Raw genomic sequence first — 19959 nt, forward strand, 5'->3', positions numbered from 1 at the left:
TAATGTCTAACCTCGTACCGTGAAACCGGTACAGGGACCCTCTGTGGCGGGTAGTTTGACTGGGGCGGTCGCCTCCTAAAGAGTAACGGAGGCGCGCGAAGGTTGGCTCAGGCCGGTTGGAAACCGGCTGTTAGAGTGCAATGGCATAAGCCAGCCTGACTGCGAGACTGACAAGTCGAGCAGAGACGAAAGTCGGTCATAGTGATCCGGTGGTCCCTCGTGGAAGGGCCATCGCTCAACGGATAAAAGGTACGCCGGGGATAACAGGCTGATAACCCCCAAGAGCTCATATCGACGGGGTTGTTTGGCACCTCGATGTCGGCTCATCACATCCTGGGGCTGGAGCAGGTCCCAAGGGTTTGGCTGTTCGCCAATTAAAGTGGTACGTGAGCTGGGTTCAGAACGTCGCGAGACAGTTTGGTCCCTATCTGCCGTGGGCGTCGAAATTTGAGAGGAGTTGACCCTAGTACGAGAGGACCGGGTTGAACGTACCTCTGGTGTACCTGTCGTCGTGCCAACGGCGCAGCAGGGTAGCTATGTACGGACGGGATAACCGCTGAAAGCATCTAAGCGGGAAGCCTCCCTCAAGATAAGATTTCTCAGGACGGTCGAAGACCACGACCTCGATAGATCGGATGTGGAAGTGCGGTAACGCATGGAGCTAACCGATACTAATTGTCCTATTCGCGCTTGAGAGCTCCACACCCCCACCATCAGCCCTGGGCTACGATGGCAGGGTGCGGTCATAATCCCCAAGCCAGGTGCATCGATTTTATACCCACACTCCCCGAAGCGAGGCCTCCTCTCCTCGGGGACCCCATCAAATACCACTTGATGGGGATTGTTATTCGCGGACTCTATTGCCTGGTGGCCATAGCGTCGGTGTCCCACCCGATCCCATCCCGAACTCGGCCGTGAAACCCGACTGCGCCAATGGTACTACTGCTCAAGCAGTGGAAGAGTAGGGCGTCGCCAGGCATTACAGCCCGCGAATACAAAAACCCATTCACTCGTCTCACCACCTTCCAAAGCGTCGCGGGGTGGAGCAGCCCGGTAGCTCGTCAGGCTCATAACCTGAAGGCCGCAGGTTCAAATCCTGCCCCCGCAACCATACAACCATCAACCAAACCGTCTCAGGATTTCCTGGGGCGGATTTTTTGTGTCTTTTTTCCGCAAGTTAGCCCTCGCTCAGCGGCTCTCATCGCGTCCCAGTCGAGGCCTCTGAATGCCAGGACGTCGATTTGCCTTTGGGGGTATTTTCGTGGGTATCATCCCGGCCTCGGCAGGAGATACCCCCATGGCCCTCAAGGAGCTCGAAGTCCGCTACGCCACCAAGCGGGCAAAAGACTATAAACTCACCGACGGCGAAGGCCTCTATCTTCTCGTCCGCCCCAACGGCTCCAAGCTATGGCGGATGAAGTACCGGTACGGCGGCAAGGAAAAGCTGCTCTCCTTTGGTGCTTATCCCGGCGTGTCGTTGGCAGAGGCGCGGCTGCGCCGCGCCAAGGCCAAAGTGGTGCTGGGCGAGGGGGGTGACCCAGGGGCTGGCAATAAACCCAGGGCGCAGATGACCTTCGAGGAAGCGGCGCGCAAATGGCATGGCCACCGCCTCGACGCGCTCGATGCCGGGCATGCCACCCGGCTGCTGACCCGGCTCGAGCGCGATGCCTTTCCGGTACTCGGCAAGCTTGGATTGTCCGTCATCACGCCGACGGATGTGCTGGCGATGGTGCGGCGGGTCGAGGCGCGCGGCGCGCTCGACGTCAGCCGGCGTTTGAAGCAGCATGTCAGCCAGATCTACCGCTTTGCCATCGCGCATGGCTGGGCCGAGCGTGATCCGGCCGAGCATCTCGGCCAACTGCTCAAGCCCAAACCGCGCACCCGGCATATGCCGCGTATTGGCCGCAGCGAACTACCGGCGCTAATCCGGGCGATTGACGGCTATGACGGCGAGGAGACGCCGCGGCGTCGCGCGGTGACCCGCGCGGCGTTGCTGTTCACGCTGCTCACCTGGGCGCGCACCAATGAGACGCGTCATGCCCGTTGGGCGGAGTTCGAGGATCTCGATGGGGCCTCCCCGGTCTGGCGAGTGCCCGCCGAGCGTATGAAGATGGCGCGTGAGCATGTCGTGCCGCTGGCACCCGCTGTTGTCGCGCTGCTCAACGAGGTGCGGGTCTATAGCTCGGCGCACTATGTTTTTGCCGGCGAGAAGCCCGACCAGCCGATCTCGCAGAATACGATGATCTATGCCTGCTACCGGATGGGCTATCGCGGCCGCCAGACGGTGCATGGTTTTCGTGGGCTGGCCTCGACCTGGGCCAATGAGGCGGAATGCTACCAGCCCGACTGGATCGAAATGGCGCTCGCCCATGTTGAGCGGGACGAGGTGAGGGGGGCGTATAACGCCGCGCTTTACCTTTCCCCGCGCCGGCGCATGCTCGCGGATTGGGCCAGGTTCATCCAGAGCCATCTGAACGCCGTGCCAGCGGTGGATGACGCCTTGGGTCTAGTGGAGAGTGATAGGCAGGGCTGTCTTGAAGCCAGCCCTGCCTGACCGGTTATTCGCCCGACAGATGCGCTGCCGCGGCGCTCTTCGCGGCCTTCACGCCCTTGGGCTTGGCTGCGCTCGCGACCTTGGTGCCCGGCTTGCGGCCGAGGCCGATCTTCTTGGCCATCGCTCGGCGGCTTTCCGAATAGGTCTCGGACACCATCGGATAGTCGGCCTTGAGGTTATAGCGTTCGCGATATTCCTCCGGCGTTAGGCCGTTGGTGGCGAGGTGACGGCGCAGCGTCTTGTAGGGCTTGCCGTCGATCATCGAGAGGATGTGATCCTTGGACGCCAGCGACTTCCGCACCGAGACGGCAGGCGTGTATTCGGTGGTGTCGACGGCGTCTGCTGCCGCCGTCTCGCCGCCGCCAACCAGCTTCAGGATGGCGCTGTGCATGCTGCCCAGAAAGGCCGGGACCTGCTCGGCGTCGATGCGCGTGTTGGGATTGCCCAGCCAGGCAATGGTCAGTTCGGTGGCAAGCTCGACCGCATGCGCGGTGTCGGTGATGGTTTCGTCAGCCATGGTTAATCCAGATGGGAGTGGCAGAAGTGTTCAAATGCTGCGCGGTTCCGAAGAACCGTAAACGGCCATGTCACAGCAACGGCCTTGCAGCAGCAATAAGGACACGGCGTCAAGCGACGATTTGTTCCGATATATGGCCGATGTGTTTCATCACGTCACCATGCAAAATGATGGTGCAGAAATAACGATGCCGCTCAGAGGTGTACATAGAAGAGGTGGGTGTCGACCTTTGCCACCTTGGTCATTGTGTCGCGCCAATACGGCACCATCCAGCCGGCATGATAGTGCGTGGCGCGGCCAACATCGGCGAAGACGTGACCGGCGAGTGCTTCGCTTGCAACATGGCGCGCCGCGGACCAGCCGAAATGTTTCGTGCGCCGCTTGATCGAGCCATCGCAGGTAAACGAGAATTGGCAGCCTGTGGTCCGATCGAAACCCTGGTAGACAACGCCGCAAATGGTGCGCGGAAAGCCAGGCGCTCGCACACGGTTGAGAATGACCTGAATGACGGCGCGCTGCCCCCGCGGGTCGTCACCCACTTCATAGAGGGCAGCGGTAGCCAGGCAGTCGACGGCTTGTGCGCGCTCGGCGGGGCCGCCAAGAAAGCGATAGGGTGCTGCGCGGACGCGCGCAGCAGCTACGATGGGCACGCTGGCGTTCGAGGCGCGGGCCTGCGCTATCGTCATCTTCCTGGGCGGCTTCGTCTCGGGGGCAAAGCTGACGGTATCCAAAAGGCCAGCGGCGATTGCGACGGCTGCCACGACGAAGAGCAGCAGCAACCAGCGCTCTGCGGCAACATCGCGTCGTGCGGGGCGGCGCTTGGCATATAGGGATCGTCGGGATGCCATCACCGACACGCTAGCGCAGCGCGCGGTGCAAGGCAGCGTCGATCACGCTGGTCTCACTCCATAACATACCGTGGCTCGGGCGGCAGCGAATGCTCTCGGAGAGTACGACTCATAGTCCTGTCACTGCAATATCGGCGAACGGTCACAGGCGGACATCCTCGCCTCCGTCGCGTCCAGATGACCAAAGGCGATCGACCGGCGACGGAGAGGCCGAAGGGCTTGCCGATCATAGCCATGTCAGCGGGTCAGCTTCGGCTGAAGCGGTTGGCCATGATCCGCGGCTATTCAAAGCATATCGAAGCTATCTGGCAGTGGCCTGGCCGTGACGGTCTGCTCAAGCTTTCCGATGGTTTAGCGATTGACGCTATTCGGTTGGGGGCGGTCGACGGCATAGCGTCCCGAGCATGGTTAATGCGCTGACAATTTTGGCATTTACGCCGTAAATCGATTGACTAAACTGTCACGCGTATACGAAAAAACGCGATGGAGATGACTCTTGCAAGTCGCCAACGATGGAGATCAGCTCGAAAAGGCCGATGCGCTTCTCAAGGAAGCTTTGACGCTGCTGGATGACCAGGGCTTGTTGGTTGCGGCCGCACATCTTTCCGGCGTTATCGAGATGGTCGAGCAAGCATCAATCGGACGCGGGGATCTCATAGCCTGATGCCAGCACGCGCTCCATCTTCTGCAGACCAAGCTGGGTGAATTGCACGTTTTCATCAATCGATGAGCATGTCTCCATCACGCCTTGGCTGATTAGGTAGCGTATCCACCGCTTCACTACCTGTAGAGAAAGCCCGGTTTCAACTGAGATATTGAGAATTTCAACGACTCTTCCCTCGGCCTCCGCCAGATAAACGCAATTCAATATGTCGCCCAGCGGGCTCATCGCTACATCGCTGCCGAATTCCTGCTGCCGGACTTGGCGCAGTCGTCGCGCCCTTAACGCCATCTCCCACAATCTGGCTGGTGGAAGCTCGCGTCCCTCCTCATTCCAAAAAAGGGTGCTGACGAGGCGGTCAGGATTGTCGAAGCGGGTGACGTAAACGTTGGCCGTAACCGTCGTGCCGTCAGGTCGCGCATATCGTTTTTGCAATCGGACGGGTGCCGCGCGCTTGATCAAGGAAGTAAGCATTGCTTCGCTACGTCCCAAATCGTCAGGGTAGGTGATATCCTTATAGGACATCCCAATCACTTCATCCTCGTCTCGGCGCAGCAGCTCTAGAAAGCCTGCGTCGGCCTCGAGAATGAAGCCATCTGTCGTGGAGACGCAATGCGCCGTTGGCATATCTGATGAGCCCCGCCTGAGAACGTTCCGCTTCTTAACAGAGTGGCACGCCAACTTTTCTTGCGTCAATAAACAATGTTGTATGGCCGGTGACCGTGACGCTAGTCGCGGAACACCAATCTCCATTCATTGCGAAGAGCAGTCGTCGACGTGGTAGAACATCGGGTTGCGTAGCCATTCCTCGACGGTTGAGGCGCGCCAGCCCACGCAGCGCGTGCTGAGCTGAACGTTCTTCGGAAAGGTGCCGTTGGCCATCTTACGGTAGAGCGTGGATCGGCAGAGGCCGGTCTGGTCGAGGACGGTCTTTAGACGCAGGATACGTTCGGCGTTGGTGGACATGGCATTGCTTCGCGGCTCTTGGAAGTGAAGGCGCCAAGATCCCGCTTTTGCATGATCGGTAGTAGGGTCTGAGCGAGGCCCCGGCTGGTCTGTCGAGGGACATTCAGACAGCAGAGTGCTGCCGTCTCCTGCGATGCCGCAGGACCGGGCTCTACGCCGCTGGCGCGGCGCGGCGCCGAGCCGTGTCGTCTCGGCCCATGCGGGTTGCGATCCCTGACGGGTGACGGTGCGGCCTTCGCACCGTCAGCGGACAGCGCGGGGTGCCCCCACGCTGGTGTACGCGCCGGGCGCGTCTGGCGAGGGTGGGCGTCACGGCCCTGTAATCCCGCCGCGGCGTGCTGCAACCGGCTGCGCCGGTCCTCCACGTACGTTTCGGCCCTTCGGGTGCAGCCCACCTCATTCGGCGGGACTGTCGGTCCGCTCCTGCCGCCCACCCCCGCCATACCGGCTGGGCTGCGGTGGTTTTGAAGGAGTGTGGATCATGTCCAGGACCATCGACCAACGTCAGAGCCTTTATGCCGAAGTGACGGCCCGTGTGATTGCCGAACTGGAGGAAGGGCGACTGCCCTGGGTGCAGCCCTGGGACAGCGCAGCCTGTGGCTGCACCATGCCGGCAAACGGGGTGACCGGGCGGCGCTATTCCGGGATTAACGTTCTGATCCTGTGGGCCAGGGTCATCGAGGGCGGGTACAGTTCACAACGCTGGCTGACCTACGCCCAAGCGCAGGCAGCGGGTGGCAATGTCCGCAAGGGCGAGCGCGGCACGACCGTCTGCTATGCCGATCGCTTCGCGCCGAAAGCCAAGGATGACAGCGCCCGCGACGACGAGCGAGAAGCGCGCACCATTGCTTTCCTCAAGCGCTTCACTGTCTTCAACGTTGACCAGTGTGAAGGCCTGCCCGAAGAGCTGACGCAAGCGCCGGAGGTTCGTCCTGAGATCGAAATTCTGCCCGAGGTCGCGGCCCTTATCGACGCCAGCGGCGCGGATGTGCGGATCGGCGGAGACCGGGCCTATTACCATCCGGCTGGCGACTATGTTGCGGTGCCGCCGGTCGCGGCCTTCCGCGAGCCGATCAACTGGTACCGTACCGCGCTGCACGAACTGGGGCATTGGACCGGGCACCCAACGCGCCTGGACCGCGACCAGACGGGCGCATTCGGCACTGCAAATTATGCGCGCGAAGAGCTGGTCGCCGAGATGGCGAGCGCCTTTGCCTGTGCATCGCTGTCGATCAAACCGACGGTGCGGCATGCCGACTACATCGGCTCATGGCTCGAGGTCTTGCGCCGCGACGACAAGGCCATCTTCCGGGCGGCGAGCGCGGCCAGCAAAGCGGCGGACTATCTGCTCGGCTTTGCGGGGCATGAGGGGCAGCCGTCGTGACGCGGGACCTGCAATTCCAGGCGCGCTTGCGCGCCTGGAACGCACTGCCGCCGGGTGACCGTGTGATCTTCGCTAGCGTGCGGATCGACGGGCTGGATTATGACGAAGCGGCGCGGCGTCATGGCTGCACCGCGCAGGACGTCGAGCAGGTCATCGTGCGCGTCCTCGTTGCCCTCATGGAAGCGGAGGATGATGCCCCGCCATGAGGCGAGCGTCGGCATCCCAGGAGTACAAAGGATGTACGCATCCGTAACGGTTCGCTAGGAATACCGTCATGCGCGACGACGTTGCTCATCTCCCGGACAAGAAGCGCCGCGATCTCGACCGGATCGTGGAAGTGCTGTTCGCCGAGTTCGAACAGGCGACGTCGCTGTCGACGCAGAAGTGGCGGCGGCAGGGCCGCATCCTCAAGGTCATCCTCTACGGATCCTACGCGCGCGGCGACTGGGTCGATGACCCCATCGGCGGCTACCAATCCGACTATGACATCCTCGTCGTCGTCAGCGACGAACGGCTGACCGAGCCGGGCGAGTTCTGGGCCAAGGCCGATGACCAGTTCGTCCGCGAAGTGACGATCTCGAAGCGCATCTCCGCGCCGGTCAGCTTCATCGTCCACAGCCTTGCCGACGTGAACAATCAGCTGACCCAAGGGCGGCCGTTCTTCATCGACGCGATCGAGCAGGGCATCGCGCTGTATGAGGTCGAGGACTACCCCTTCGTCACGCCCCAGCCGCTTGATCCGAAAGCGGCGCTGGCCGAGGCTCGGAAGCACTTCGAGCAGTGGTTTCCAAGCGCCACGAAGCGTTTTGAGGGTGCGCGCTTCTACATGGAGAAGGGCTACCTCAATGACGCGGCGTTCGACCTGCATCAAGCCACCGAACGCTTCTACCATTGCCTGTTGCTGACCCTAACGTTGTATAGTCCGAAGTCGCACAAACTGAACTTCCTGCGCAGCCAGGCCGAGCCGCTCGTGCATGAACTCATCGCCGTCTGGCCGCGCGACACCAAGTTTGCGCAGCGCTGTTTCGAGCTGCTGCGGCAGGCCTATGTCAACGCGCGCTACTCGCCGCATTACAAGGTGACGCCGGCCGAACTCGAGTGGCTCGCCGAACGGGTCGAGCTGCTCCAGCAGATCGTCAAAGAGACTTGCGAAAAGCGGCTCGCGCAGGCCTGACATCCATCAGCCTGCGCTCGCATCATCGGCAAAGGCGCGCCGTCCACGCCGCGTCCAGATCAACCGGTAGCGATCGCCATCTTCGTCCCGGAGTCTGCTCGCCACGTCGATAAGCGCGCCGTAGATCAGCGCGCGGTCATCGTCGGTCAGTTCGATGAGGCCGGCCTTGGCGACGAGGCCGCCCAACTCGATCAGCTGGCGGGTGCGTTCGCGGCGTTTCATCTGCCACTCGCGTACGTCATGCCGCGCCCGGCGCAGCTGGAGCCGGGCGCGGAGAACCGCTGTCCGTCGCTGGGCCGCTGTCGTCACGGCGAGCGCCTTGGCGCGAACTGGGTTTCGCGCGAAAGAACGCTGCCCCGCGCGTCCGCTGCGCCTCCTTCACGCTTGCATCTGTCGCCTCCACCGCCAGCAGCAGCGCGCCGGCCAGTTGCTCGATCGGCAGCGCATCGGCGCCGGTCGCAATGACCAGCTCGCCCAGCTGCTCGCGCTTGCGGGTTTTCAGCTGTCTGGCCTTGTCATCGAGCGCCTTGAGCTCGGCGTCATAGTCGCGGGGTTTGCGCATGGGATTATCCTTCCGTTGTGCGGCGAGGATGATCCAGTTATCGGGGCGTTCGATCAGCTACAATGTGCCGGGATAACTTGGGACGAACACGTCCCGAGACAGATGAAATCTTCGAAGGGCGCGCTTATACGTCGTGCCGACGTCGCGTGTTTGGTGTAAATGGATCGCCGCCATGGCGATCTACCATTTCTCCGCCAAGATCATTAGCCGAGCCAACGGCTCCTCGGCGCTGGCGGCCGCGGCCTATCGCTCCGCCTCGCGGCTGCACGATCAGCGCCTCGATCGCCATCACGACTTCTCCAACAAGGCCGGCGTCGTCCATTCCGAAGTGCTGTTGCCTGATGGTGCGCCCGACGCGTGGCGAGACCGGGCGACGCTGTGGAATGCGGTCGAGGCGGTGGAGGTACGCCAGGACGCGCAACTCGCTCGCGAGGTCGAGTTCGCCATCCCGCGCGAGCTCGACCAGGCCGAGGGCATTCGGCTGGCGCGCGACTTCGTCAGCCACGAGTTCGTCGCGCGCGGCATGGTCGCCGATCTCAACGTGCATTGGGACATCGGTGCCGATGGTGAGCCCAAGCCCCATGCCCATGTCATGCTGGCCCTGCGCGAAGTGAACGCGGAGGGCTTTGGCAAGAAGAACCGCGACTGGAACCGCACCGATCTGCTCGAGACCTGGCGCGAGCGCTGGGCGGAGCACGTCAACGCCAGGCTGGCCGAACTGGACATCGACGCACGAGTCGATCACCGCAGCCTCGACGCGCAAGGCATCGACCTCGAGCCCCAGCACAAGATCGGCCCCGCCGCCTCGCGCATGGTCGAGCAGGGGCTCACAAGCGAGCGGCTCGCCGAGCACCACGCCATTGCCCGCGCCAATGGCGAGAAGCTCCTCGCCAACCCGGCCATCGCCTTGGATGCGATCACGCGGACTCAGGCAACCTTCACCACCCGCGACCTGGCGATGTTCGTCCATCGCCACAGCGAGGGAAAGGAGCAGTTCGACCAGGTGATGGCTGCGGTCCGCGCATCCCCGGAACTGGTCAAGCTCGGCAAAGATGGACGGGGCCAGGAGCGCTTCACCAGCCGGGAGATGATCGACACCGAGGCACGGCTCGAACGCGCCACGGTGAAGCTCGAAACCAGTCGTCGCCATGGGCTGAGTGATCAGCATCGCAAGCTGGCGCTCGTGCGTGCCGAGATGCGTGGGCTGACCCTGTCGCCGGAGCAGCGCAGTGCCTTTGACCATGTCACCAGCGGTAGGAGTCTGGGTGTTGTCGTCGGCTACGCCGGGACCGGCAAGTCGGCGATGCTCGGCGTCGCGCGCGAAGCCTGGGAGAGTGCCGGTTATCACGTCCAGGGTCTGACACTCTCGGGTATTGCCGCCGAGAATCTCGAAACTGGCTCGGGCATCGCGTCACGCACCATCGCCAGCCTCGAGCATCAATGGGAGCAGGGGCGTGAACTGCTCAACGACAAGTCGATCCTCGTCATCGACGAGGCGGGCATGATCGGCACGCGTCAACTCGAGCGGGTGATAGCCGAAGCCGAGAAGCGCGGCGCCAAGGTGGTGCTGGTCGGCGACCCCGAACAGCTCCAGGCGATCGAAGCGGGCGCTGCTTTCCGCAGCGTGGCTGAGCGCCATGGCAGTATCGAGATCACCGACATTCGCCGCCAGCGTGAAGATTGGCAGCGCATGGCGACGCGTCAGCTTGCCACCGAGCGCACTGGCGAAGCACTTTCGGCATACCAACAGCATGACGCGATCCATGTCGCCGAGACCCGCGAGGCGGCACGGGTCGATCTGATTGACCGCTGGGATCGGCAGCGCCAAGCCGAGCCTGGTGCCAGCCGTATCATCCTCACCCACACCAATGACGAGGTGGCGCTGCTCAACCAGGCGGCGCGTAGTCGACTGCGGGCGCGCGCAGAACTTGGCGACGATGTCACCCTGCAGGTCGAGAAGGGCGAGCGGCGCTTTGCGGCCGGCGACCGGGTGATGTTCGGACGCAACGAGCGCAGCCTTGGCGTCAAGAACGGCTCGCTGGGGCGGATTGAAAGCGTCACCGCGACCCGCATGGCGGTGATGCTCGACAACGGTACGGCGGTGTCCTTCGACCTCAAGGACTATGCCGCTGTCGATCATGGCTATGCCGCCACCATCCACAAGGCGCAGGGCATGACCGTCGACCGGGTGCATGTGCTGGCGACGCCGGGGCTTGATCGCCATGCCGCCTATGTTGCGCTGTCGCGGCACCGTGACGGTGTCGATCTCCACTATGGCCAAGATGACTTTGCCGATCATGAGCGCCTTGCCGCGACGTTGTCGCGCGAGCGAGGCAAGGACATGGCCTCTGACTATGCGAGAGAGCCTACGGTCCAGGTGTCGCGCGCCTTTGCGGAGCGGCGCAACATCCGCGATCAGCACGACACACCGGCGGCGAAACGTAACATCTTCGATGGCCTGCAGTTGCGCAGGTCGCCTCCAACGCCGTCGCTCGATCCCGTCACGCCGCCCTCGCCGAGCAAGCCTGTCATCGCGGCACAAGCCCGCGCGTCCGAGCTTGGCGATGCCGTGGCCCGCCATGGCCGCATCGTCCAGGCCATGCGGCATGCGCAAAGCATCGGCGCCCCGTACACACCGGAGCAGCGACACGAGCTTCGAACCAGCAGGGCGTTGCTCGACAGTTTTGCCCCGCAAGCTTCGCAGAATCTCGAACGGGCCATGGCGTGTGATCTGCGTCTGATCGGGGAGACCGCACAGGGACGCACAACAGCAGCGATCCGAGCCATGCAGCTCGAAGCCGAGATGCGCGACAATCCCCCCTTGCGCGCCGATGTCTTTGTCCAGCGCTGGCAGGCGCTCGATCGACAGCGGCGTCTGCTAATGCGTGATCATGAGGAGACGCGTGCAAACCGGCTAGCAGACCGGATGATGGGCATGGCCAAGGGTCTGGAGCGCGATCCGCAGGTCGAGTCCATCTTGCGCAATCGCAAGGTGCAGCTGGGTCTTGGCAACAGCACCGGCGCCAGCATCGGCCGGGAGCTCGAGCAGATGATCGGGCGGACCCGCAGCCGTGGAATTGGTATAGGGATGTAGCGTAAGTGATGCGCAGCCCGTTCTGCCCGGAATGCCTGAGTGCGGACCGTCTGCATTTTGTCAAAACTGGTGGAGAGCGGCCTGGCCGCTTTCCGACGCCGAGGTGCGTAAGCTGCCGTTCGTTCAGACGCCGCCCGCAGTCAACTACGCGCCCCAATTTCGGCCATTCGAGAACGATTTAGGCGATCTTAAAAGCCGACCGTCGCTACGCATCACCCTGCGTGACGAGCGCCGTGAACATATAGCCCTCGTTACGAACAGTGCGAATTATTCCCTCCTCCACACCACTCGCCGACAGTTTTCGTCGGATTCTGCTGATCTGGACGTCGACCGAGCGGTCGAAATTGTCGCTGTCGGCCCCGCGGGCGAAATCGAGCAGCTGATCGCGGGTCAGGACCCGCCTGGGATGTTCCACCAGCGCCCGCAACAGACGAAATTCGCCGTCGGTCAGCGGAACGGGTCGGCGTGTTGCATCATAAAGTGTGAAGGCGTCCACATCGAGCGACCACGCCCCGAAGCGCAAGACGTTACGCGCAATCAGGCCGCCGGCCCGGGGGAGGGCCTCCTGGCCTGGAACCGTCCGTAATTCCCGCCGGCGCAACACGGTCCGAATGCGAGCGAGCAGCTCGCGCGGGTTGCATGGTTTCGCCAGATAATCTTCTGCGCCAATCTCAAGGCCGATGATCTTGTCGACATCCGTGCCCACCGCCGACAACATGATCACGGGTGGGGCATCATGATTCTGCAAGGTACGCAAGGCGCTCAGCCCGTCTTCCCCCGGCATCATCACGTCGAGTACGATAAGGTCGGGCCGACTTGCGGCGATCAGGCTTCGCATCTCTTTGGGATTGCGGGCGGTTTCGGTATGAAATCCGTTTTTTGACAGGAAAGACGAAATCAGGGCGCGGATGCCGTCATCGTCGTCGACGATCAGAATCCGGGTGGCGAAATCCATGGCGATGACATTGGCGTGCATCGGGCATCGATGCCATGGGGCTATTGTCGAAAAATGTCGTTTTATTTCACGATCGGGCGCGTATCGGCCTGCGGGCCAAGCGGTAGAAATTTATCGGCAACATGACGATGACACGAGGGCAGTCGGGAAGAGTGTCCAATGGGGGAACAGTCCGACGTCCGGGATATGGGATTGGGCGCAGTCGTTCCATTGCGACACCAGGCTAGACTTTGCGGTGGCAGGATCGAGGCGTGAGACAGCCGAGTAGCAAATGGGCTTGGAGCTTCCGCGCCCCTCCCATTCTGGTCCAGGTGTTCGGGCTGGCCTTCGGGACGCTGGTCGTGGCCCAGATCGTCGCGCTGCTTCTGTCGGTGATCTTCGCTCCCGTCCCACGCCGATATGCCATGGAGGATATTGCCGCGGCCTTGCGGCAGGCCGACGGACCGGGCGGAAGTACGATCTTCGATCGCAACATCCAGTCCGGACCACCCGATTTCTCGGCGCGCGGATGGTTCGTGTCGCCCGGCGCCCGCGCGCGGCTGGCACATATGGTCGGACGACCGATCAACGAAATTGCTTTGGGCTTCTATACGCAATTGCCGGTTGGTGGCACGGTAGAGCCCCTGCCACCCGCGCGCGAACTGCCCGCCGATGCTGCGCAGATTCCGACCGCCGCGCATGACGCAGGCATCGGTGTTCGGACAACACTGGCCGTGGTGGGATCTGGAGGGCCGGATCGAAGCGCACTGCATCCGGCGGCGCTGTTCGTCATGACCGATGACTTGCCCCGGCTGGGTGCTGGCGGGTTGATGACGATCCAGATGCAGGCCCCCGGGGGGATGCCACAAGGCCCCCCGGCCATGCCGGGAGGAGGCTTTCCCGGTGGAACCATGGGGGAGGGGGCAAGCGGTAGTGCCGTTTTCGGTCGAGACCGCGGCGGGTTCGGGCTGCCGCGCGACCGAGCGCCGCTGCCCCGGGGCCAGAGCGAACCGTCGGCCAGTGGTCCATCGACGACACGGTCGGATGGGATGCCGGGACGGCGACCCCATGGCGACGTCATCTGGGGAGAAGCCGTCTCCCGGTCGCCCGCTGCCGAACCACACGTCTATGGTCCGACTGATCGGGCTATGGGTCGGGGCGTGCCTGGGCAGGGCGGATCGCCGGACAATCGCGACGGCATGTTGAACGAAGCGGGCGCGGGCAGGCTGCCGGAGGGGAGGGGGGGCATAGCCGACCGCCAGCGTGCACCGAATACCATGGTTCCGTTCGATCCCTGGCCTAACCAATCCATTTCCCGTTGGCCCAAGGCGCCGGAGACGCCGTCCAAGGCCGTCCGTATTGCTCCGCTGGGCGAGGCGGCGGCGGGCCGATCGGAGGAGGCCATCGCCCCATCGCTCTCGTTACCCTTACGCGGCGGGACCAAGGTCGTTCCGCAGATCGAAGCGCCTATCGACACGACGCCCCTGGAGGCCACCACCCGTCGTCCCACCACCCCTGGGTCCGATATGCCGATCGGCACACCGGTGCCGATCGAGCGTCTTTCAAGGGGCGTGGAAAGCTGGTCGCCCACACCCTTTGTCGAGGGTGATTTCATTGCCGCGATACGCCAGGCCGATGGTCGCTGGATGACGGTGGCGCCGCGCGCGGAGGGCTTCCCGAACAGCTGGCAGCGTCGGCTGGCCCTGTGGTTCCTGCTGTCGTTGCTGATCGTCGCACCCATCGCCTGGGCTTTTGCCCGGCGCATCGTGGGTCCGCTCAACGCCTTTGCCCGCACGGCGGACATGCTGGGTCGCGATCCCGGGGCGGCGGTCTTGCCGCTCGACGGACCGGCGGAGATCGGACGCGCCGCGCACGCCTTCAATCAGATGCAAAGCCGTCTGCGCAGCTTCGTCGATGACCGTACCGCGATGATCGGCGCGATCAGTCACGACCTGCGAACGCCGCTGACCCGGCTGCGTTTCCGGATCGAGGATGTTCCCGACGATCAGCGTGACGATCTGCTGGACGAGGTGATCGAGATGGAGGAGATGATATCGTCGGTCCTGGCCTTCATGCGGGACGCCTCGATTCCCAATGCGCGCGAACGCCGTGATCTGGCCGAGCTGGTCGAAGACGTCGTCGAGGATGCCGCCCTGATCGGCGACGTCCGAACCGTGGGCGTCGAGCCGGCGATCGTCGACATCGACGCGCTGGGCATGCGACGGGTTCTCAACAATCTGATGACGAACGCGCTCAAATATGGCGGCGGCCGAGCCAGGGTCGCTTTGCACGTCGAAGACGATCAGGTGATGGCCGATATCATCGATCAGGGCCCAGGAATCCCGCCCGCCGAGGTGGAGCGCGCATTCGAGCCATTCTATCGAACTGCCTCGGCCCAGGCGTCGGGCCGCGAGGGTAGCGGACTGGGTCTGGCGGTCTGCCGATCGATCGCGCGCGCGCATGGCGGCGATGTCGAGCTGTTCCATTCGCCCAGCGGCTTCATCGCGCGTGTCCGCCTTCCGCTGGCTTACGGCTTGGAGACACGCGCCGCCTGACGCCGGATCGACTTCGTCGCATGCCGGAGACACACGGACATTTGGCAGACATGCCGAAGCGCCACGGATCATTCTCGACATGAAGAGGAGAAAGATCCGATGTTCCATCGCGCTTCGGCTTCCAAGGACGCCTTGGCGTTGCATCACGTGACGATCGCCACCAATCGACCGGATCATTTCGACACCATCTGCGGCGTGATATCGCGATACGGCATGGCTTGCCGGGTATCCGATTGCGACGAGAACCGGCCGATGCCAGCTATCCGCGATCGGCCCCGGGGCGAAGACCTCCTGTTGATCGACCAAGGCGCCTTCATCGATGACGGCCTGTCTTTCATGCTGGAGGCGCTGCGGCATGATCCGGATCGGCCTGTCGTACTGATCGGTCAGGACACGACCGCCGTCGACCGCGCGCTGATCCTTGAAATGGGGGCGGATGATTATGTCGACGTGAATTGCGACGAGCGAGAGATGATTGCCCGATTGCGGGCGATCATCCGTCGCAGGCGTCCTGCGGAGGAACATAATGGCCCGGTCGCAGAGCAAGCGGTTGGGTTTTGCGAGATCGCATTCTTTCTCGATTGGCGGTTAGACCTTCTCCGCCGGGTGCTGCATCGCAAGGGTAACGAAAGCGTCATTCTGCCGCCGGGTGAATTCGCGATTCTGCTACATCTTTTGGGCAGCGGACGACGCGTCGTGGACCGAGCCACGCTGGGCGGCAGCCATGCCCAGGATGGAGAGGACCGGCGCGTGGACGTCCTCATCAGTCGCCTCCGCCAAAAGCTGGAATCCACCGAGGAAGTCATCCGGACCGTGCGCGGACGCGGCTATCTCTTCCTTCCCGAGGTGCGTTGGCATAGGGCCGGATGATGCCGATGTGATGCTCGGCGGCCTGTATTCGGGCGGAACCGAACCCGCCCCGGCCCCAGGCCGGGCGCGGGTTCGCCCTCATCGCATCAGAATTTCAGCGACACGCTGCTGAAGAAGGTACGGCCATAGGGATCGTAGGTCGAGGGATAGGTATTCGCCTGTTCCTGATTGGTCCCCAGCACCGGTGGTTGACGGTTGAACAGGTTGTTCATGCCGACCGACCAGGTGAACCGCTTGGCCACGTCGAACGACGCGGTCAGGTCGAAATAATGATAGGCGCCGATCCGTTCCACCGCATAGTCGGTGGCGTCGTCATCGTCGCGCACCGGCGCCAGATAGCGGTGAAGGACGGAAAGCGTCATCGGTCCGCTGTTCCAGGTGATCCGCGACGAAATGCGCAGTTTCGAATAGGGATTGCCGCAGTTCAACCCGAACTTGCCGGCGCAGTTGAGTTGCAGGTCGGGGATCGCCGCGACCGGGTTGAAGTCGAACGCGATCAGCCGTGTGCCGCTGAACCGGAAGGACAGGGTGCTGTCGGATGCGCCGAACGCGCCGAAGCCGAGCGGCACCGAATAGCGTGCCTCGAAATCGATACCCCGGGTCTTCAGGCCGCCGGTATTGGCGAGAAGATTGGACACGCCCTCGATCGCATAGCTGTTGGCATTCCGGGGCAGCAGCGAGCAATAGCTGGCATCATAGGGCGTCCAGCCATTGGCCGCATCGCCGTAACAGGCGCGGATGATGTTGGTCGTCCCCGCCGTCGAGATATAGTCGTCGATCCGCATCTTGTAATAATCGACGGTCAGCGAGAAGCGGCGCAGGAAACTCGGCTGGAACACCGCGCCCAGTGTCAGGGTGTTCGACGTCTCCTCATGCAGGTTGGCATTGCCGCCGCTATAGGTCTGGATCTGGGTCGATCCGCCATTATAGGCGGTGCCGATCAGATCCGCCGGAACGCCCGTCGCGACGCAGTGCGCGTTCAGCGCCGCGTTGGTCACCGCCGCCGCCTGGGTGCAGGGATCGGTTGCGCTCGGATAACCCTCTGACTGGCCGCTATACAGGTTGGCGACCGTCGGTGCCCGCACCGCACCCGCGAACTGACCGCGCAGGCTGATATCGGCGATCGGCGACCATACCAGCCCGCCCGAGAAGGTGTTCACCGACTTGGTGGAAGTCGAATAATAGGAATAGCGATAGGCGCCGTTGACGCTCAGCCGGTGAAAGAAGGGCCGGTCGGCGAGCAGCGGCACGTCGAGTTCGGCATAGGTTTCCTTGACGTTGTAACCGCCCGACAGGCCCTGGCCCGCGTTGAAGCCGACCACGTCGCCCGACGACAAGGCGGTGTCGGGATTGTAGCTGCCATATTCCGAGCGATATTCGACGCCCAGGGCCAGCCCCGCCGGCCCCGCGCCCAGGTCGAACAGATTGGAATTGGTGATCGACGCGCTGGCGACCTGTTCCTCGATCGTGGAGACGTTGCGCACGGGAATGGTGATGAATGCCGCGGCGGCCGAACTGATATTGCCCGCGCCGAAGATGTTGAGCGGCACGCAGCCGTTGCTGCTATCCGAACAGACCAGATTGCCGGTGGAGTCATAGACGGTGTGAAGCGCCTGCAGCACACGCGAACGTGAGACATTGCCGATCTGCGTTTCGACCGAGCGGGTGCGGGCATAGCTGTAATAGGCGTCGTATTTCCAATCGCCCCCGATCCCGCCATTGACGCCCAGCACACCGCGATAGGCGGTGTTGTCGTTCTTGGAGATACGGACGCCCACCTCGCTCAGGCGGCGATAGATGCCGACCGACGCATAACCGTCGCCATCGGTGTCGCGGGCCGCGAGCAATGCCCGCGAACTGGCCGACAGGAAGGAGGAATCGACATCGATCAGCGCGGTGCCGGTGAAGGGTGTCGGTGCCAGTTGGTTGTCGACGCGATTGTTGATGAACTGGGCTTCGCCATAGAGATTGAAGTGTTCATCGAACTCGTAATGGGCCTGGGCGCTGAGGAGTGCGCGCTTCTGGGGGACCTGGAGATAATTATAGGGCGCATAATTATAGGCGTCGGTCGCCGAATTATAGGCGGAGTGGCTGCCATCGCTACCGAATTTCCGGTTCACGCCACCGATCGCGAACCGCGTCGACGGGATCGTGCCCGAACCCCCGGCAATCAGGCTGCCGTTGCCGTCATCGACATAGGCCTGGCGTGAATAGTCACGCTGCGACTGAAGGATGCCCTTGCGTTCGGAATAGTCGCCGTACAGCGTGATATTGCCGCGCCCGTCGCCAAAATCGGTGCCCAGCAGCACATTGGTGTTGAACGTGCCGCCGTCGCCTGCGCCGGTCACGCGATAGCCGGCATTGGCCTGCACGCCCGAGAAATCCTGCTTCATCAAGAAGTTGATGACGCCCGCCACCGCATCGGAGCCATAAACGGCCGAGCGGCCGCCGGTGACGATGTCCACCCGGTCGATCAGCCCCGCCGGGATGGTATTAAGGTCGACGATCTGGCTGGAGTCATAGGACACGTAACGGCGGCCATTGACCAGCACCAGGGTACGCGACGCGCCCAATCCGCGCAGATCGGCGGTCGCCACGCCACCGCCGGGATTGTTGGACGAGGCACCCAGGCTGGGCACCAGCTGCGGCAGATCCTTCAGGACGTTCTCGACATTGACCTGGCCGGACAGGGCGAAATCCTGGGCGGAGACGATCGCGACCGGCGAGGCCTGCTCCAAGTCGGGATGTGCGATACGCGATCCCGTCACGACGACTTCGCCGTCTTCCTTCTGCGCCGCCTCGTTCGACTGCGCGTGAGCGGATGTAGTCATGCACGCCAGATATGTGAAGACAAAAATGTAATAGGAATATCGCCTGCGCATGAATCACCTCAGATGCTGTTGTTCACGCCATTTCATCGGCGCGTAACAGTTCATGATAGGTGATTTTGCTGGTGGTCAATTCGATCAATGCTGCAATGTATATCGTATGAATGCATGTGTTCGCCGGGGCACTATTTATAAATGGCAGGAAATAATATTGGCGTTAATTGCGGTATATTTCCAGTGCTAGTGGTTCTCCCAAAATATCGCACCCGATCGCCTTGGCGATCGGGTGCGATACCCCCCATTATGACGACGGACCAGGATCAGCCTGTCTGCGATGTTGCGCCGTTCGTTGTCCGAGGGCTGCGCCACCAACGGTCATAGGATGTCATCCACGCGAAAGACCGTGCGTCGAAGGCCAGCATCAACGGGCGATGGGGACCAATGCAGCCGATACCCTGCCCCAAGGGCAGCGTATAGCGCAGCGCGATCCCGGTCTGCGGCGTTTGCAGGGGGGCGGTCATTGAAAGGTTGCTCCTTTGGCCATCTGCGTGACGCTGGCGCGCTGTTGCTGCGCGAGAAAGTCGTTCAACCCCGCTACCAGCTGATGCGCCGCGTCCGCCGTCATCGCTATGCGGCCGACCACGACACGCTCGACCACAGGTTGCGCGCCACCATGATCGCAACGCGCGCTTTCGAGGGTCAGCACGATGTTGCCGCCCATATTGGCAATGCCCGCGTAGCCCGTCGCGAACAGCTCGGGCGCGAAAGGATTGTCGATAAAGGCTGGCTCCTTGGGCCGTGGCAGGGTTGGCGTGCCGAAGGCGTTGTACAGCGGATTCATGAGAGGGGGTCCTTTCTGGAATGTCCAGGGCCCAGATTGCCGGCGTAACGTGTCCGGCAAATGTCCGCCGCATGTCGCCTAACTGCTGCTCTGTAACGAAAAGGGGGGGGCAATCGCTCTTTGCCATCGGGTATTCAAAAGCGTGCAGCAAGGCTGTCACATTTGTACATC

At 62.6% G+C, this 19959-nt stretch carries 18 protein-coding genes, 1 tRNA gene and 2 rRNA genes (1 of these 21 only partly in view); 11 read left to right on the forward strand and 10 right to left on the reverse strand.

Going from position 1 to position 19959, the window contains the following annotated elements; translation table 11 throughout:
- The 4 genes from ACQR50_RS06955 to ACQR50_RS06970 all read left to right on the forward strand — a co-directional run.
- Positions 1-695 (forward strand): 23S ribosomal RNA (locus tag ACQR50_RS06955) (it extends 2128 nt beyond the left edge of the window).
- A gap of 168 nt (positions 696-863) precedes the next feature.
- A 5S ribosomal RNA gene (rrf, locus tag ACQR50_RS06960) occupies positions 864-978 on the forward strand.
- Between the two features lie 56 nt (positions 979-1034).
- Positions 1035-1111, forward strand: a tRNA-Met gene (locus tag ACQR50_RS06965).
- 186 nt (positions 1112-1297) lie between these two features.
- Positions 1298-2554 (forward strand): tyrosine-type recombinase/integrase, encoded by a 1257-nt coding sequence (locus tag ACQR50_RS06970; protein WP_428970338.1) that lies wholly within the window; start codon positions 1298-1300, stop codon positions 2552-2554.
- 4 nt (positions 2555-2558) lie between these two features.
- Here ACQR50_RS06970 and ACQR50_RS06975 read toward each other — a convergent pair whose 3' ends face one another.
- The gene (locus tag ACQR50_RS06975) at positions 2559-3071 is read right to left on the reverse strand and encodes a MucR family transcriptional regulator (RefSeq protein WP_428970339.1); all 513 of its coding nucleotides are present in this window, start codon (positions 3069-3071) and stop codon (positions 2559-2561) included.
- Positions 3072-3265: 194 nt separating this feature from the next.
- Entirely contained in the window at positions 3266-3850 is a 585-nt protein-coding gene (locus tag ACQR50_RS06980; RefSeq protein WP_428970340.1) for a cell wall hydrolase, read from the reverse strand.
- A gap of 565 nt (positions 3851-4415) precedes the next feature.
- On the opposite strand from ACQR50_RS06980, the gene ACQR50_RS06985 reads away from it, so the two are divergent.
- Positions 4416-4583 carry a hypothetical protein gene (locus tag ACQR50_RS06985; protein ID WP_428970341.1) on the forward strand — a complete coding sequence of 56 codons (168 nt, stop codon included), beginning with the start codon at positions 4416-4418 and terminating at the stop codon, positions 4581-4583.
- Here ACQR50_RS06985 and ACQR50_RS06990 read toward each other — a convergent pair.
- Positions 4554-5207, reverse strand: a complete 654-nt coding sequence (locus tag ACQR50_RS06990) for a PAS domain-containing protein (RefSeq protein ID WP_428970342.1) — start codon at positions 5205-5207, stop codon at positions 4554-4556. The genes ACQR50_RS06985 and ACQR50_RS06990 overlap by 30 nt on opposite strands.
- Positions 5208-5333: 126 nt before the next feature.
- Entirely contained in the window at positions 5334-5546 is a 213-nt protein-coding gene (locus ACQR50_RS06995) for a helix-turn-helix transcriptional regulator (protein ID WP_428970343.1), read from the reverse strand.
- 481 nt (positions 5547-6027) lie between these two features.
- Between ACQR50_RS06995 and ACQR50_RS07000 the strand changes: the two genes are divergently transcribed.
- The 3 genes from ACQR50_RS07000 to ACQR50_RS07010 all read left to right on the forward strand — a co-directional run bounded on the left by ACQR50_RS07000 (position 6028) and on the right by ACQR50_RS07010 (position 8104).
- A complete protein-coding gene (locus ACQR50_RS07000) occupies positions 6028-6930 on the forward strand; it encodes an ArdC family protein (protein WP_428970344.1) in 903 nt (300 codons plus the stop codon).
- Positions 6927-7136 carry a sigma factor-like helix-turn-helix DNA-binding protein gene (locus tag ACQR50_RS07005; protein ID WP_428970345.1) on the forward strand — a complete coding sequence of 70 codons (210 nt, stop codon included), beginning with the start codon at positions 6927-6929 and terminating at the stop codon, positions 7134-7136. Before ACQR50_RS07000 ends, ACQR50_RS07005 begins: the two co-directional genes overlap by 4 nt.
- Before the next feature lie 68 nt (positions 7137-7204).
- Positions 7205-8104, forward strand: coding sequence for a HEPN domain-containing protein (locus ACQR50_RS07010; RefSeq protein WP_428970346.1), 900 nt, complete (start codon positions 7205-7207; stop codon positions 8102-8104).
- Positions 8105-8110: 6 nt separating this feature from the next.
- Here ACQR50_RS07010 and ACQR50_RS07015 read toward each other — a convergent pair whose 3' ends face one another.
- Together ACQR50_RS07015 and ACQR50_RS07020 are read right to left on the reverse strand one after the other, a co-directional pair.
- The gene (locus ACQR50_RS07015) at positions 8111-8326 is read right to left on the reverse strand and encodes a conjugal transfer protein TraD (RefSeq protein WP_428970347.1); all 216 of its coding nucleotides are present in this window, start codon (positions 8324-8326) and stop codon (positions 8111-8113) included.
- Between the two features lie 16 nt (positions 8327-8342).
- Entirely contained in the window at positions 8343-8666 is a 324-nt protein-coding gene (locus ACQR50_RS07020; protein WP_428970348.1) for a conjugal transfer protein TraD, read from the reverse strand.
- 172 nt (positions 8667-8838) lie between these two features.
- Between ACQR50_RS07020 and traA the strand changes: the two genes are divergently transcribed.
- Entirely contained in the window at positions 8839-11760 is a 2922-nt protein-coding gene (gene traA, locus ACQR50_RS07025; RefSeq protein WP_428970349.1) for a Ti-type conjugative transfer relaxase TraA, read from the forward strand.
- 205 nt (positions 11761-11965) lie between these two features.
- On the opposite strand, the gene ACQR50_RS07030 is transcribed toward traA, so the two are convergent.
- Positions 11966-12736, reverse strand: a complete 771-nt coding sequence (locus tag ACQR50_RS07030) for a response regulator (protein WP_428970350.1) — start codon at positions 12734-12736, stop codon at positions 11966-11968.
- Between the two features lie 230 nt (positions 12737-12966).
- Here ACQR50_RS07030 and ACQR50_RS07035 point away from each other — a divergent pair, with 230 nt between their 5' ends.
- Entirely contained in the window at positions 12967-15249 is a 2283-nt protein-coding gene (locus ACQR50_RS07035; RefSeq protein WP_428970351.1) for an ATP-binding protein, read from the forward strand.
- Between the two features lie 99 nt (positions 15250-15348).
- The gene (locus ACQR50_RS07040; RefSeq protein WP_428970352.1) at positions 15349-16119 is read left to right on the forward strand and encodes a winged helix-turn-helix domain-containing protein; all 771 of its coding nucleotides are present in this window, start codon (positions 15349-15351) and stop codon (positions 16117-16119) included.
- A gap of 86 nt (positions 16120-16205) precedes the next feature.
- Here the strand turns inward: ACQR50_RS07040 and ACQR50_RS07045 are convergent, their stop codons facing one another.
- The 3 genes from ACQR50_RS07045 to ACQR50_RS07055 form a co-directional block, all read right to left on the reverse strand.
- On the reverse strand, positions 16206-18950 hold the full coding sequence (locus tag ACQR50_RS07045; protein ID WP_428970353.1) for a TonB-dependent receptor: 2745 nt from the start codon (positions 18948-18950) through the stop codon (positions 16206-16208).
- Between the two features lie 317 nt (positions 18951-19267).
- Positions 19268-19468: a hypothetical protein gene (locus tag ACQR50_RS07050; RefSeq protein WP_428970354.1), complete on the reverse strand. Its 201-nt coding sequence runs from the start codon at positions 19466-19468 to the stop codon at positions 19268-19270.
- Positions 19465-19788 carry a hypothetical protein gene (locus ACQR50_RS07055; RefSeq protein WP_428970355.1) on the reverse strand — a complete coding sequence of 108 codons (324 nt, stop codon included), beginning with the start codon at positions 19786-19788 and terminating at the stop codon, positions 19465-19467. Before ACQR50_RS07055 ends, ACQR50_RS07050 begins: the two co-directional genes overlap by 4 nt.
- Positions 19789-19959 lie beyond the last annotated feature (171 nt).

Source organism: Sphingomonas sp. Xoc002 (assembly GCF_050408055.1).
GTDB lineage: Bacteria > Pseudomonadota > Alphaproteobacteria > Sphingomonadales > Sphingomonadaceae > Sphingomonas > Sphingomonas yabuuchiae.

What these genes read in the sequence shown, in the direction of transcription:
- ACQR50_RS06990 (WP_428970342.1), bottom strand. Translation starts at nt 5,207, where the DNA reads ATGCCAACGGCGCATTGCGTCTCCACGACAGATGGCTTCATTCTCGAG.
- ACQR50_RS07000 (WP_428970344.1), top strand. Translation starts at nt 6,028, where the DNA reads ATGTCCAGGACCATCGACCAACGTCAGAGCCTTTATGCCGAAGTGACG.
- traA (WP_428970349.1), top strand. Translation starts at nt 8,839, where the DNA reads ATGGCGATCTACCATTTCTCCGCCAAGATCATTAGCCGAGCCAACGGC.
- ACQR50_RS06970 (WP_428970338.1), top strand. Translation starts at nt 1,298, where the DNA reads ATGGCCCTCAAGGAGCTCGAAGTCCGCTACGCCACCAAGCGGGCAAAA.
- ACQR50_RS07010 (WP_428970346.1), top strand. Translation starts at nt 7,205, where the DNA reads ATGCGCGACGACGTTGCTCATCTCCCGGACAAGAAGCGCCGCGATCTC.
- ACQR50_RS07020 (WP_428970348.1), bottom strand. Translation starts at nt 8,666, where the DNA reads ATGCGCAAACCCCGCGACTATGACGCCGAGCTCAAGGCGCTCGATGAC.
- ACQR50_RS07015 (WP_428970347.1), bottom strand. Translation starts at nt 8,326, where the DNA reads ATGAAACGCCGCGAACGCACCCGCCAGCTGATCGAGTTGGGCGGCCTC.
- ACQR50_RS06995 (WP_428970343.1), bottom strand. Translation starts at nt 5,546, where the DNA reads ATGTCCACCAACGCCGAACGTATCCTGCGTCTAAAGACCGTCCTCGAC.
- ACQR50_RS06975 (WP_428970339.1), bottom strand. Translation starts at nt 3,071, where the DNA reads ATGGCTGACGAAACCATCACCGACACCGCGCATGCGGTCGAGCTTGCC.
- ACQR50_RS07045 (WP_428970353.1), bottom strand. Translation starts at nt 18,950, where the DNA reads ATGACTACATCCGCTCACGCGCAGTCGAACGAGGCGGCGCAGAAGGAA.
- ACQR50_RS07055 (WP_428970355.1), bottom strand. Translation starts at nt 19,788, where the DNA reads ATGAATCCGCTGTACAACGCCTTCGGCACGCCAACCCTGCCACGGCCC.
- ACQR50_RS07050 (WP_428970354.1), bottom strand. Translation starts at nt 19,468, where the DNA reads ATGACCGCCCCCCTGCAAACGCCGCAGACCGGGATCGCGCTGCGCTAT.
- ACQR50_RS07030 (WP_428970350.1), bottom strand. Translation starts at nt 12,736, where the DNA reads ATGCACGCCAATGTCATCGCCATGGATTTCGCCACCCGGATTCTGATC.
- ACQR50_RS07040 (WP_428970352.1), top strand. Translation starts at nt 15,349, where the DNA reads ATGTTCCATCGCGCTTCGGCTTCCAAGGACGCCTTGGCGTTGCATCAC.